A 13,419-nucleotide genomic window follows, 5' to 3' on the forward strand; every position below is an offset into this window, starting at 1 on the left:
AAAGAAAATTGAAAAATCTCATTCTAAAAAATATTATTTGATGAAATACTATATCTATCTCATTTTTAGTTTCATCAGTTTTGGGCAAGTGGCTTTTGCACAGGAAACCATTGAAACTTCAAAAAAATCCATTGATGTAATTCGCTTATTTTCAGCAGGAAATAACATAGAATGGGCAGTGCCTATATCTGAAAATGAGAAAATTTTATTGCAGTGGGAAGAACGTAACACTTCGTTTACTGAAAAGGAAGGTATCCGTACTTTTGTGGGCCACAACAATGACGAGTTCGTTGCTACACTTTCGATTTCAAAAGATCAAAAAATATTAGGTAATTTTGAATGGAAGCAAACTCAATGGGATATCAAAACCTCTGATGATGGCTATATTATCCTTTTCAGCGAAGAAAAGGGCGAAAAATGTGGAGTATGTTCAGACGGAAATTGCCACGTACACCACCCAAAGACTCCGCAACAAACACCTTTTTCTCGACCAGCAACCGAAAAAAATACATATCACATACATTCCGATGAAATTTTACGTGTATATCGATTGGCAGTATTGGTGGATTGGTACTATTACAGAAGAGAAGGAAGTATAGAGGCGGTTAAAAAATATTGGAGTTCGCTAGAAGCTACACTCAATGAAATTTATATGCGAGATATAGGAATAAAGTTTGAAATTGTAAATGACGAAAAACTCATTTTTAACACAAGTGATAAACAGACTTTTGATAATAAAACCTCTCGCTATATTATTGATAATTCGACTCTTAAAATAAATCAGCTTATAGGTGCAGACAATTACGATGTGGGTATTGTTATTGCCAAATCCAGAAGTAAAAACAACGGATTAGCAGTACTCGGAGGTGCTTTTGACGCATCAAAAAAATCAGCAGCTGTGGCTATAAAAAGTTATGCGACTATTGGTCACGAACTTGGGCATATGTTTGGTTCGTTACATACCTTTACAACAGGAGGAGATTCAACCATCAAAACCGAACCAGAGAACGGGACTTCTATAATGAGTTATGGCTCTCCTCGTGATTTCTTTTCTTTGCCAAGTATTTATTTCATTCGAAGAAGAATTTTGGGAGATGGAGCTTATTATCAAGACCGAACCAGAACCATACTCAAAAAAGAATGGCTCAAAGGAGAAAATCCTGTTTTCGGGATAGATACTAAAAATCAAGCACCTATAATAGATGTTTCAAAACTTGAATCAGAATATAGACTTCCAAAGGAAACGTTTTTTCAATTCACCATTAATGCTACTGACCCTGATAATGACCCACTTTTGTACGCTATTCATCAAGCAGATATAAAAAATGACGAAACATCTTCTGTTGCTGAATTTGTAACCGAAAAATCTTCATCTGTAAACACAAAAGCATACTATACGCATTGGGTGACAGAAAACGGCTTTCTTAGGAAACAATATGATTTAAAAGTAGGAAAAGAATATACTTTTTGGTTAGGGGTAAATGATACTAAAAACACTCTTAACGAAAGAAGTAACCACGCTACTCGATATGATATGCACGAAGCTAAGGTGAAATTTGTAGAAGGAGAACCTTTCAAAATTACTAAGTTTGAAGGGAAAAAATACAAAATGGGTGAAAAGGTAACCCTTACTTGGGACGTAGACCAAACTCTTTTTCAAAATACCAAAGTACGTATATTACTTTCTGATGATTTTGGGAAAACCTTTAAGCACATCTTAGTGCGAGAAACAGAAAATGATGGAAGTTGCGAAATCGTAATGCCTAATATTGCCATAGGAAGAAAAGTTTATCATCAGGTAGGTAATACACCCATATTTCATTCAGGCTTAGGACTTATCAAGGTTGAAGTTCTTGACCATATCGCTTTTGCTTTGACGGATAATGATATAAGAACAGGTGAGGGAGGTTTTGAGATTGAAAAATCGGCAATTACTTTAAATAATCTTCCTGAAAAGTATGTTGTTGTAAATCAAGAATCTGAAATTCCTCTGAAAGCCAATATAAAAGCCACTTCTACTTGTGGTTCGAACCCTGTAACAATTGTCAATAAGGAAGAAAAAAACGGAAATATTACAACCCGAACTTGGACAGTTACAGATGATTGTAACAATCAAACAAGTTTTGTTCAATATATTGAAGTAAAACTTTTACCAGAATCTGTAGAGCCTTTACAATTTGTAGGAACACTTCCGAAAGATTTTGTAACTTATTGTCATAATGCTTATACAGAAAATGAAGCTCCTCAGTTGCAGGTTATTGGCGGAAAATCTCCAAAAGTATATCTCACGGAAAACAAACAATTGTTTGGTGACCAAAAGGGGTTTCAAATTAAAAGAGTTTGGGTTGCCGTAGATGAGGTAGCCAAAACCATTTCTCACACACAATATATCGTAGTTCGAGATATTGAAAAACCTAAACTATCAGCTTATCCGCAAGATATGGTGGTTAAAAGTAGGAGTGAAGTACCACAAAGAGCAGAATTGACAGCAACCGATTGTGGGAATAAAATTGAAGTAAAATCTTCCACAGATAACAGAATCAATGGTCAAGGAAAAGAGGTAGTTGTTTATAGTTGGTTGGCTACCGATTCGTACGGAAATGAAGAATACTACGAACAAACCATAACCATAAACCCTGATGCAACACCACCTCCACCACCAGCTGATTTGGTGTTTACAAAAGTTCCTGAGGCTTTTATTTCGGTTTCTTGTGATGCTATTCCAGATGCGGATAATTCGCAGTTTGAAACCAGCGGTTGTAACTCGGTAAGCATAACACATCAAGATACCAGAAAAGGAGACAACTGCAATTATACAATAGAAAGAGTTTACACCGCAACAGGTTGTAGCCAAAGTCTTATTTTTACGCAAACTATTTCTGTAAGAGATGATAAAGCTCCTACATTTTCAGGAACTTTACCAACTGATATTTCTGTGGAAGAAAATAAAGTTCCAGCACAAGTCAATTTAAACGCAACAGATAATTGCTCTGAAAAGGTTGAAGTTGTTAAAAGCCAAGAAAACAAGGAAGAAAACGGAAACAAAGTAATCATTTACAAATGGGAGGCATCTGATGAATGTGGAAATAAAGCTACTCACGAACAGAAAGTTACCATTAAAAAATCTTCACAGCCTACACCTCCTACGGGAGGAGTACAACCACCTGCAGGGACAGAACTGACCCAAGAAATGATTGTTTACAATGGGGTTTCTACCGAGTCAGGTTCGGAGAATTACTTGAAATTTGAACCTATCGAGAATTATAAAAATCTTCAAATTGAGATTTTTAACGAATTAGGTCAGAAAGTATATGAATCGAAAAACTACCAAAAAAATGGTGAAGTTTTCCGAGGATATGCTAATGTGAAAGGAGTTTTCCGAAAAGGCAAACGTATTCCTACAGGAACGTATTTCTATATACTCAAATATCAATACATTACGGGAAAATCAAATACAAAACAAGGCTATCTGTTTGTAAGATAGATATTTAAAGTTTAAGTATATTTTTGGGGAATATGAAATTTGAAAAAAGCTGGAAACTAACAAGTTCCAGCTTTTTATTTATATTGTAGCTTCATAAAGTAATTCTGCAATGTCTAATACTTCTATGGAGCTTTCCTTTTCTTTGAATTTTATTCCATCTGTAAGCATTGTATTGCAAAACGGACACGCAGTTACTATTATATTAGGTTGTGTTTCAAGAGCTTGTTCTGTACGCAAAATATTAATGTCTTTGTTTCCTTTTTCAGGTTCTTTGAACATTTGCGTTCCTCCAGCACCACAGCATAATGAACGTTTTTTACTCTTTTTCATTTCGGTTAAGTTTGCTCCAAGTTTTTGTAAAATCTCACGAGGAGCATCGTATATATTGTTTCCACGACCCAAATAACAAGGATCGTGAAAAGTAATTCGCTTTCCGTTCAGTTTATCCTGATTAACAGAAAGTTTTCCTTCTGAAATTAATTTTTTCAGATATTGTGTGTGATGCCATACTTTGTAATTTCCACCTAAAGCAGGATATTCATTTTTTAAAGTATTGAAAATATGCGGACAAGTGGTAACTATTTCTTTAACATTATAAGTCTCTAACACTTGAATATTCATCATTGCTTGCATTTGGAAAAGAAACTCATTCCCAGCACGTTTTGCAGGGTCGCCTGTATCGCTTTCTTCCGTTCCAAGTACAGCAAAACTAACTTTGGCTTGGTTTAGTAAGTGTGCAAAAGCCTTCACAATCCGTTTGGCTCGGTCATCATAACTTCCTGCACTTCCTACCCAAAAAAGAATTTCAGGAGATTTACCTTGTGCAGCCATTTCCGCCATTGTAGGAATATTAAGTTTTTGATTCATAATTGAGTAGAAAATTAAAATCTTCAGTGAGTTTTTTCAATTTGATACGAAATTAATCTTTTAAAATTGTTTGAAAAAGAAAAGAACAAAAGATTTAAAAATAAGAGATATTCTATTCTTGAGCCCAATTCATTCTATCAGAACGACTATAAGCCCAAGGAGCTCCATTATTTTCAATGTTAGACATCATATTATTGAGTTCTTTTGGAGCTGCTGATTGTTCCATCACTAAATATTGACGCATATCCATAATGATTGATAAGGGGTTGATACTTACAGGACAAGCCTCTACACAAGCATTACAAGAGGTACACGCCCAAAGCTCTTCAGGAGTAATGTAATCGTTTAATAATTGTTTGTTATCTTCCTTGAAAGTTCCTTTATTGGTATCAATATTTTTGCTCACTTCCTCCAAACGATCACGTGTTTTCATTATAATATTTCGTGGTGAAAGCTTTTTTCCAGTTAGGTTAGCGGGACATTCATCAGTACATCGTCCGCACTCAGTGCAAGTATATGCATTGAGCAATTGTACCCAAGTGAGGTCGAAAACATCAGAAGCTCCGAACTTTTCAGGAGAATTGGAATTTTCTTCAGTTGTTGCAAAAGGGTCAACATTAGGGTCTAACATCAACTTTACTTCTTTCAAAACAGCTTGATTCACTTTTAAAGCTCCTTGCGGACGAGTGGAAGCGAAAAATGTATTTGGAAATGCTAAAACGATATGCAAATGCTTTGAATAATATAAATAATTCAGGAAGAACAATATCCCTACGATGTGTAACCACCAATAAACACGTTCAATGATAATCAATGTTGAAGCTGGAAAATTGTACATTAATTGGCTAATCCATTTACTCACAGGAAAGCTTCCTGCTTGTATGTATGGCTCAACGCCTAATTGCTGCAGACGATAATCAGCGGCATTCATTGTTAAGAAAAGAAACATTAAAATAACTTCGATGTATAAGATGATATTTCCGTCTTTTTTTGCCCAATCTTTTAACTCTTTTTTTTGAAATCTACTGATTTTTAAAATATTACGTCGTATCCAAAAGATTGTTACTGAAGTGATTACCAAAAAAGCTAAAATTTCAAAAGAGCCAATCAAGATATCGTAAAAACCTCCCAAAAAAGCAAACAAACGATGCGTTCCAAAAATTCCATCTAAAATGATTTCGATTACCTCAATATTGATGATTATAAAGCCAAGATATACAAGAATATGCAAAATTCCAGCAATTGGGCGAACGGTCATTTTTCCTTGCCCTAATGCAATTCGAAACATATTTTTCCAGCGTTTTGCTCGATTGTCAGAGGTGTCTTCACTTTTCCCCAAACGAATGTTACGGATTAATTTACGAACATTCATTGTGAAAAATCCAATGGAAATGATTAGTAATAAGCAAAATACTATGTTGGGTAGTAGATTCATAATCAGAAATGTATCAATAATTGTTTGTTATAATACAATTAATTGGATTTTATAAACAGAAAATAAAAAGCAGTTCGTTTGTTAATCACAACTGACTGCTTTTCTGAAAATTTATTTTTCGTTTTCTTGATAAGACTGATGTTTTTTACCAAAAACCGAAAAATGCATATATCGTTTTGGATTTAAACGTAAATCTTCCAGTAGAAGTTCCAGTTGTTTGGAAGCATTTTCAACATTTTTGTATAAGCCTTCGTCTTTCATTAGTTTGCCTATACTTCCATTACCAGATTCAATATTGACCAAAACATTATTCAAGTTTGTTAGCATTTTTTGTACATCTGTAACAATCTTGTTGAATTCTGCTTGAACTAATTCATCAGAAACTTTGGCTAAATTAGCTGTCATCTTATTAGCATTTTGCAAGGTTACTTTTAAGTTCTCTTGATTTACTGCCAACATATTATTCAGATTTACAGAAGCTTTGCTTAAGCTATTCATCGTTGTACTTAGGTCTGCGATAGATTTTTTCAAATCTGCGATAGTTTTATCGTCTAATAGTGTGTTTATAGAATTTAGCGTGGTATCTGATTGAGATAGTAAGTTGTTTAATTTCAATTGAGTAGGTTCAAACTTCGTGCTTAAAGCCTGTAACATATCCATTTGTATTGATGACTGCAACGTATCTCCTGATTGTGCTTCAGGGGCATTATCAAACACAGGAACGATTTGCAATCCAGCACCTCCTAAAAGGCTATTGTAAAGCTCTACTTTACTATTTTTTGAAAAAGTGAAATCTTTTGAACAAGAAAGCGTAATTTTAATTTTTGCAGTTTTTTCTTCTATTTTTACAGATTCAACTACTCCTATCTGCACACCATTAACGGTTACTTGAGTACCAGATTTTAATCCTCCAGAGTGGTCAAAAACAGCGTAATACGTATTAGTTCTTTTGAATATTGATTTAGACTTCAGAAAGTTAAATCCTATAAAAAAACAAGCAATTCCAGCTATAACAATGAATGCTGTTTTAATTTCTTTCGTTAATTTCATTTAATTTATTTTTGATTCAAAGGGCAAAAATACACATAAAAAAGCAATATTTACACAAGAAATGGTTAAATTTATCGTTCTTGCTTCTTTGCTTGCTCAATAGTAATTTTCTTTCCGTTGGAATAAGCAACGATGTAAGCATCTTTGTAACCTTTTTTTTTTGCTTTGGAAAGTAGCGATAGGGCTTCGGTATGTTTCTTTGCACTTCCGTAAAAATAGCAATATATTTTGCCGATTTTTTCTGATGATATAGGGGATAAACCTTTGAAATTGAAAGGTTTTATTTCTAATTTCTTCGGACTTGACGAAATTTGTACTTTATAGGTAATAGTTGATTTTTTAGTTGTATTATTACTTTTTGCACCCACTTTCGTTGAAGTTTTTGCTTTGGGAGAAGATCTTACTTTTGAAACAGAAACATCAGGACCTATATAAGAACTCCTTGCTTGTACCCATTTTTTATAAGATAGAATGGCATCGGCAATGTTTTTAGCAAACTCATTTTGCCCCTTTTTTGAGGCTAAAAAGGTTTGTTCTTCAGTATTTGACAGAAAAGCTGTTTCAATCAGTATGCTCGGCATATACGTCTGATGCAGAACGATAAAACCAGCTTGTTTTACGCCTCGATTAAAGCGTTTCATTTCGTTGGTGAAATTATTTTGAACGTACTTAGCAAGTTGAATGCTCTGCTCTAAAAACTCTTCCTGCATAATTGATAATCCGATGAAAGACTCAGGAGAATTGATGTTGTAATCAGCATACTTTTTCTCGTAATTGTCCTCCAAATAGATTACTTCGTTTTCAACTTTGGCTACCTCAAAGTTTTGTTCGTTGGCGTGAAGCCCCAGTACAAAGGTTTCTGCTCCTTGTGCTGTTTTCTTGTCAGCAGCGTTGCAGTGTACAGAAACAAAAATATCCGCCTTTGCTTTATTGGCAATGGCTCCACGTTCGTATAAATCGACAAAAACATCAGTTTTTCGGGTGTAAACAACTTTAATATCTGCGTGTTGCTCCAATATCTTTCCTGCTTCCAAAACAATATTTAAAACAACATCTTTTTCATACAATTTGTTTGGGGCTACTTTACCTGGGTCTTTTCCGCCGTGTCCTGCATCTAAAACTACTTTGAAAATAGGCTTTTTTTGTGAGAAAACAGCGTTATGTAAGGTAAACAGCACAATGAAAAGCGAATAAAATAGATATTTCATTTTATAAAAATAACGATTTTGATGTTCCTAATGAATTGATTTTTTGCAAAAGTAGAAAAATAACTTGAAAGTTAAAAAGCTTTTGATTTTTGGAGCTTGGTCATTGTTCTTATTTTCTTACTTTTGCCAAAATCATTCATAAAAATGCTTAAAAAGTTATTCAAAGAGTATCGTTTTATTACTATTTTGTGGTTTGCCTTGCCATTAGCGACCATTATTCAAAATGTTTTTGTTCGGGGAGAGTACAATAATTATTTGATATTCAAAGGAGTGTTTTGGCATACCATAAAAGAGTTGCCCCTTTATGTGGAATATCCTGCGGAATACTTCGATGTGAATCATTATGGCATATTTTTCAGTGCGGTGATTGCTCCGTTTGCGGTTTTGCCCAATTGGTTAGGAGTTTCGTTGTGGATTATGGCAAATGCATTCTTCCTGTATTGGGTAATTAGGCAACTACCGCTTTCAAAGATGGCAATCATCGGGGTTTTATACATCGCTGCCCACGATTTGTACACAGCTGCCGCAATGCAACAGTTCAATATCAGCATTATAGCCTTACTCGTTGGTGCTTATGTATTCATTTATAAGGGGAAAGACCAGTGGGCGACACTTCTTATCGTCATTGGTATTTTAACGAAGCTCTATGGCATTGTAGGACTGGCATTTTTCTTCTTTTCTAAGAATAAAATCCGTTTTGTGTGGACAGGCATCGTGTGGTTGATTGTACTTTTCTGCTTTCCAATGATTTATTCCTCTGCAGAATACGTCATTGAGCAATATCAGCAGTGGTTTGAGCGTTTGGCTATGAAAAATAATTCTAATTTGAACGCATTAACCTATAATCTGCAAAATCTTTCCTTATTAGGCTTCTTACAACGTACAGGAATTTACAATAATAATCTGGTTGTTATCATAATAGGCTTGGTTTTGTTTTCACTTCCGTATCTTCGGATTAAACAATACAAGAATATAAGTTTCCAATTGATGTTTTTGGCTTCAGTGAGCTTATTTTTATGTCTGTTTAGTACAGGAACGGAGAATAGTACCTATGTTATAGCCTATGTTGGCATTGGGATTTGGTTTATGGTCAGCCCCAATAAGAACAAAAAGCTGAAAATTATGCTTCTGGTCTTGGCAATATTGGCTTCGCTCTCGCCAACGGACTTATTTAAGCCTTTGAAAGAGGGATACATCATAAAATATTCCTTACGTGCTATTCCGCCTACTATCATTTGGATTACAATGATTTATGAGATGTGTTTTTTGAATTACAATGAAGAAAAACATATTGAAAAAGAAACAAAAATATAGAGCAAAAAGTCATTATGGAGGAAACAAATGAGAAAACAACATACAATGTAACCAAAACTTGCCAGTGTGGAAACAAGGACAGCTTTCCGATAACAAAAATTGAAGCCGCTTTTGAACTTTTTGATGATAAAAAACTCTGGAAGGAAACACCTTGTAGCAAATGTGGTTCCACTAAAACAATTTCTGTAAGCCATTCAATTCCAAAGATAGACCAAGAACTCTTTACAATATGGAGTGAAAACCCAAACTATTATTTTATGGAACAGGACGAGGACTTGATACTCGCAGAGATGGATAATTTGAAATTATTACTCGAATCCTTCGATGACCAGAGTTTCCCCATTGAGAAAAAGTACATAGTTGTCAATGCTTTGTGCATACTTCTTTATAATAACATAAAACTTCCTGATGAAAAATACAGCAAGGAGAAAAAACAAAATATGATTGAAAATAAAACGAAAGTACTTTTTGAACTTCAGAAGAGAAAAGATGAAGTACTAAAACACAAAGACGCAGTTTGGAGTTATATTTGGGATAAAATAGAAGATATTATCAATAAATAGAGGTAAAATAGTGGTGGAATGTTCTAAAAATAAAATGAATATATCTAAATAATCTATATTTTTATAAAAAATAACTTTTTTTTAATTCAAAAATCATATTTGTAAACGATATTAAGTCCGTACATAGCAAAATTAAGTCGGTACACAACAATATTAAGTTCGTACAAAGCAAAATCAAGTTCGTACAAAGCGAAATCAAGTCCGTACATAACAAAATTAAGTATGTAGATAAGAAAATTAAGTTAGTAGGTAATGAAATTACATCTGTACGTAATGATATAAAGTAAGTGTGCAATAAAATTGAGTTTGTACAGAATAAAAATAGATTTGTATGTAATTGTCTTTGATTATTTATATCAAAAATATTGTAAGTATTCATTTTTTCAAACTAAAAGATTAACTTTGGCGAAAATTATCTGAGGAAATCAGTAAAATATCAAGCTATGCAAAAGAAGAAAATTGATATAGTTGTACCTTGTTATAATGAAAATGAGAACGTATTTGTCCTATATGAAGCCATTTTAAAGGTCTTCAAGGAAAAGCTTTCTGAAAAATACACCTATACAATCATTTTTGTGAATGATGGAAGTTCAGATAATACACTTCACCATCTAAAAAAGTTAAACGAGACAGATGAAAATGTGAAATATATCTCCTTTTCGAGGAATTTTGGACATCAATTGGCTGTAAAGGCAGGACTTGACCACGCTTTTGGCGATATTGTTATTTCTATGGACGCCGATTTGCAACATCCGCCAGAACTTATTCCCGAACTTGTCGAAAAATGGGAGGAAGGTAACCAAGTTGTGGCAACAATTCGCACATATCCTTCAGATATATCAAAGAAAAAGGAGAAAACCTCTAAATATTTCTACAAAATGCTGAATTTAGTTTCCGACGTAAAGATAAGAGAAGGTTCGGCTGACTTTCGTCTGTTGGATAAATCGGTGGTAGAGGTTATTCGTTCAATGAATGAGGGCGAACCTTTTCTTCGGGGGATTGTTCCTTGGATTGGCTTTCGTCAAACGTACGTCCCATATGTGGCTCAGAATAGGTTTTCGGGTGAAACTAAATACACAATCAAAAAAATGCTCCACTTGGCGTTGGTAGGTGTCACAGCTTTTAGTGTAAAACCTTTGTATTTTGCCGTTTACTTGGGATTTACCTTTTCATTGTTTTCACTTTTGTACATTCCATACGTAATTTGGTCGTTTGTTAATGGAACAGAGATTTCTGGTTGGGCATCATTGATAATGACTATTGTTTTCTTCGGTGGATTGCAACTCATTATACTGGGAATCATCGGAATTTATGTTGGGAAGATATTCAAACAAACTAAATCCAGACCAAGTTATATCATTTTTGAAAAGAAACTTTAGAAAAGTAAGAATGTTCTTTTCTTGCATATTAAAATAAAAGGAAAACAATAGGAAATTACTAAAAAACAATGCAATGAATTTCACAGATTACAGAAAAGATTATCTGAAAATAGTTATTGATTTGCGAAACGTTAAAACTGAAAGAGCTTTTTTGATGAAAATGCAAGAAATGTTTCAGTTTCCGTCTTATTTTTGGTTGAATTTTAATTCTTTGAATGATTGTATGCTATCGCTGGATTGGATTGATGAACGTACAATTGAAATTGATTTCTTTCATCTGGAAGAATTAAAAGATACAAATAATCCATTGTATGTTATTGTAAAAGAATCATTGACAATGTACAAAGATTATTGGCAAAAACGAGAAACTAAACGAGTTACTTTTAACTTTTAATAACGTACATAAAATGTATATTTGCATTCTTAATAAAAAGTAAAACTACTTGTAGGAAAATATTTCAGTACCGATGATTTACCTTTCATTTGACATAGAAGAATTTGATATGCCTAAGGAATATGGCTACGATATTGATTTTGATAGACAAATACATATCTCCCGTGAGGGTTTAACAGCGATTTTGGATTTGCTTAAAGGTTACGATGCCAAAGCTACGTTTTTCTCGACGGTGGTTTTTGCCAGAGAAGTTCCTGATTTGATAGAAAGACTTTTGGCAGAAGGACACGAATTGGCTTCCCACACCTTTTATCATTCTCAGTTTGAGAACACACATTTGAAGCAATCAAAGGATTCTCTTGAACAGATGTTTGGCACTTCAGTAAAGGGACTACGAATGCCGAGAATGGCGGAGGTTTGTTCAAAAGAGGTGAAAAAGGCAGGCTATGAGTACAACTCGTCCGTAAATCCGACCTTACTTCCAGGCAGATATAACAAAATACACGTTCCCAAGCAAATATTCGTTGAAGAAGATTTATTACAAATTCCTGCTGCTGTGAGTCCGCTTGTTCGTATTCCGCTTTTTTGGCTTTCTTTTCACAATTTTCCGCAGTGGTTTTACCATTTTTTGCTAAAAAGAACGATGAAATACAGAGGTTATGCCACATTGTATTTTCATCCTTGGGAATTTACCGATTTGCATCAGAAAGAATTCAATTTTCCGAGTTACGTAATGCGAAATTCAGGCGAAAAAATGATTTCCCGATTTGAAAAACTACTAAAATTTATCAATCAAAATAATTGGCAAACGGGCTTGTATAGAGATTTAAAGAAAAATGAAGTAAAAAGGTAGCAAATAATTCATATTCTGTCAAGGTTTTTTGCAAACAGGTATGATTTCTTCCTTAACGATGCGATATTTTTCTATTTCTTCATCGGAAAATTGCTTGGCGTAATGCACTTCATTAACTTGAAAACCAATTTTTCGGAGTTTATCAAAGTAATCCATTCCGTAGATGCGAACGTGGTCGTATTGCCCAAAGATTTTTGTACGCTCGTCAGGGTCGGTAATGCTGTCATCTTCAAAAGTAACCTCACGATTGTAATCCTGTGGGATTTGAAAAATTCCTGTTCCGCCAGATTTCATAACCCTAAATAGTTCGCTCATAGCTTTTTGGTCGTCTGGGATATGTTCCAAAACGTGATTGCATAAAATCAAATCGAAAGTGTTGTCAGCAAAAGGCAAGTTACACAAATCAGCTTTTACATCAGCCAAAGGTGAATACAAATCGGTAGTTATGTATTTCCAGAGAGATTGTTTTTTAAAACGCTCATAAAACGCCTGCTCGGGGGCTACGTGTAACACTTTCATTTCCTGTTGGAAGAAGTTTGTTTCGCGAGTGAGATAAAGCCATAGCAATCGATGTCTTTCCAAAGAAAGTGTGGAAGGTGATAGTACGTTAGGACGCTGAGCGGCATACCCGTAGGGCAAAAATTTACGAAATTTTTTGCCATCAATGGGGTCTTCATATTTGCTTCCACGAAAGTACAAACTTATGAAAGGACGCACACAATAACTTATTTTTATAAGCCAAGGACGCGGAAATTTATTTAATATCCAAGAGAAAATCAATGTGGTTTTGAGTTTTAAAATTCTTTTGCAAAAGTAAGGAAGTGTTTGAAAGTTTCAAAATGGAAGTTTTTTAAGAAGCAAGTTTTTCATAA

Annotated in this window: 12 protein-coding genes; 6 read left to right on the plus strand and 6 right to left on the minus strand. The window is 34.2% G+C overall.

The genetic code is table 11. The annotated features are described in order from the left end of the window. Positions 1-40: 40 nt before the first annotated feature. Positions 41-3,484 (plus strand): reprolysin-like metallopeptidase, encoded by a 3,444-nt coding sequence (locus YW9_RS0109685; protein WP_018279972.1) that lies wholly within the window; start codon positions 41-43, stop codon positions 3,482-3,484. Between the two features lie 78 nt (positions 3,485-3,562). Here YW9_RS0109685 and YW9_RS0109690 read toward each other — a convergent pair whose 3' ends face one another. The 4 genes from YW9_RS0109690 to YW9_RS0109705 all read right to left on the minus strand — a co-directional run bounded on the left by YW9_RS0109690 (position 3,563) and on the right by YW9_RS0109705 (position 8,044). Further along, on the minus strand, positions 3,563-4,351 hold the full coding sequence (locus tag YW9_RS0109690) for a (Fe-S)-binding protein (protein WP_018279973.1): 789 nt from the start codon (positions 4,349-4,351) through the stop codon (positions 3,563-3,565). A 112-nt stretch (positions 4,352-4,463) separates the two neighbouring features. Continuing rightward, positions 4,464-5,786: a (Fe-S)-binding protein gene (locus YW9_RS0109695; protein WP_026193951.1), complete on the minus strand. Its 1,323-nt coding sequence runs from the start codon at positions 5,784-5,786 to the stop codon at positions 4,464-4,466. Positions 5,787-5,897: 111 nt separating this feature from the next. Further along, positions 5,898-6,836, minus strand: coding sequence for an MlaD family protein (locus tag YW9_RS0109700; protein ID WP_018279975.1), 939 nt, complete (start codon positions 6,834-6,836; stop codon positions 5,898-5,900). Between the two features lie 71 nt (positions 6,837-6,907). Continuing rightward, positions 6,908-8,044, minus strand: coding sequence for an N-acetylmuramoyl-L-alanine amidase family protein (locus YW9_RS0109705; RefSeq protein ID WP_018279976.1), 1,137 nt, complete (start codon positions 8,042-8,044; stop codon positions 6,908-6,910). A gap of 144 nt (positions 8,045-8,188) precedes the next feature. On the opposite strand from YW9_RS0109705, the gene YW9_RS0109710 reads away from it, so the two are divergent. Continuing rightward, positions 8,189-9,358 (plus strand): glycosyltransferase family 87 protein, encoded by a 1,170-nt coding sequence (locus tag YW9_RS0109710; RefSeq protein WP_018279977.1) that lies wholly within the window; start codon positions 8,189-8,191, stop codon positions 9,356-9,358. A 14-nt stretch (positions 9,359-9,372) separates the two neighbouring features. Continuing rightward, on the plus strand, positions 9,373-9,921 hold the full coding sequence (locus YW9_RS0109715; protein WP_018279978.1) for a hypothetical protein: 549 nt from the start codon (positions 9,373-9,375) through the stop codon (positions 9,919-9,921). An 86-nt stretch (positions 9,922-10,007) separates the two neighbouring features. Here the strand turns inward: YW9_RS0109715 and YW9_RS13800 are convergent, their stop codons facing one another. Continuing rightward, positions 10,008-10,130, minus strand: a complete 123-nt coding sequence (locus YW9_RS13800) for a hypothetical protein (protein ID WP_018279979.1) — start codon at positions 10,128-10,130, stop codon at positions 10,008-10,010. A 234-nt stretch (positions 10,131-10,364) separates the two neighbouring features. On the opposite strand from YW9_RS13800, the gene YW9_RS0109725 reads away from it, so the two are divergent. The 3 genes from YW9_RS0109725 (at position 10,365) to YW9_RS0109735 (ending at position 12,547) form a co-directional block, all read left to right on the plus strand. Next, positions 10,365-11,300, plus strand: a complete 936-nt coding sequence (locus YW9_RS0109725; RefSeq protein WP_026193952.1) for a glycosyltransferase family 2 protein — start codon at positions 10,365-10,367, stop codon at positions 11,298-11,300. A 73-nt stretch (positions 11,301-11,373) separates the two neighbouring features. Then, complete coding sequence (locus YW9_RS0109730) at positions 11,374-11,694, plus strand: barstar family protein (RefSeq protein ID WP_018279980.1); 321 nt, start codon at positions 11,374-11,376, stop codon at positions 11,692-11,694. 73 nt (positions 11,695-11,767) lie between these two features. Further along, complete coding sequence (locus tag YW9_RS0109735) at positions 11,768-12,547, plus strand: polysaccharide deacetylase family protein (protein WP_018279981.1); 780 nt, start codon at positions 11,768-11,770, stop codon at positions 12,545-12,547. Between the two features lie 18 nt (positions 12,548-12,565). Here YW9_RS0109735 and YW9_RS0109740 read toward each other — a convergent pair whose 3' ends face one another. After that, a complete protein-coding gene (locus YW9_RS0109740) occupies positions 12,566-13,327 on the minus strand; it encodes a class I SAM-dependent methyltransferase (RefSeq protein ID WP_018279982.1) in 762 nt (253 codons plus the stop codon). Between the last annotated feature and the right edge of the window lie 92 nt (positions 13,328-13,419).

The organism is Capnocytophaga cynodegmi DSM 19736, assembly GCF_000379185.1.
Classification (GTDB): Bacteria; Bacteroidota; Bacteroidia; order Flavobacteriales; family Flavobacteriaceae; genus Capnocytophaga; species Capnocytophaga cynodegmi.

Bases quoted from the DNA above. Each gene is read 5' to 3' on its own strand.
- YW9_RS0109685 (WP_018279972.1), top strand. From the start codon at position 41: ATGAAATACTATATCTATCTCATTTTTAGTTTCATCAGTTTTGGGCAA.
- YW9_RS0109690 (WP_018279973.1), bottom strand. From the start codon at position 4,351: ATGAATCAAAAACTTAATATTCCTACAATGGCGGAAATGGCTGCACAA.
- YW9_RS0109695 (WP_026193951.1), bottom strand. From the start codon at position 5,786: ATGAATCTACTACCCAACATAGTATTTTGCTTATTACTAATCATTTCC.
- YW9_RS0109700 (WP_018279975.1), bottom strand. From the start codon at position 6,836: ATGAAATTAACGAAAGAAATTAAAACAGCATTCATTGTTATAGCTGGA.
- YW9_RS0109705 (WP_018279976.1), bottom strand. From the start codon at position 8,044: ATGAAATATCTATTTTATTCGCTTTTCATTGTGCTGTTTACCTTACAT.
- YW9_RS0109710 (WP_018279977.1), top strand. From the start codon at position 8,189: ATGCTTAAAAAGTTATTCAAAGAGTATCGTTTTATTACTATTTTGTGG.
- YW9_RS0109715 (WP_018279978.1), top strand. From the start codon at position 9,373: ATGGAGGAAACAAATGAGAAAACAACATACAATGTAACCAAAACTTGC.
- YW9_RS13800 (WP_018279979.1), bottom strand. From the start codon at position 10,130: ATGTACGGACTTGATTTCGCTTTGTACGAACTTGATTTTGCTTTGTAC.
- YW9_RS0109725 (WP_026193952.1), top strand. From the start codon at position 10,365: ATGCAAAAGAAGAAAATTGATATAGTTGTACCTTGTTATAATGAAAAT.
- YW9_RS0109730 (WP_018279980.1), top strand. From the start codon at position 11,374: ATGAATTTCACAGATTACAGAAAAGATTATCTGAAAATAGTTATTGAT.
- YW9_RS0109735 (WP_018279981.1), top strand. From the start codon at position 11,768: ATGATTTACCTTTCATTTGACATAGAAGAATTTGATATGCCTAAGGAA.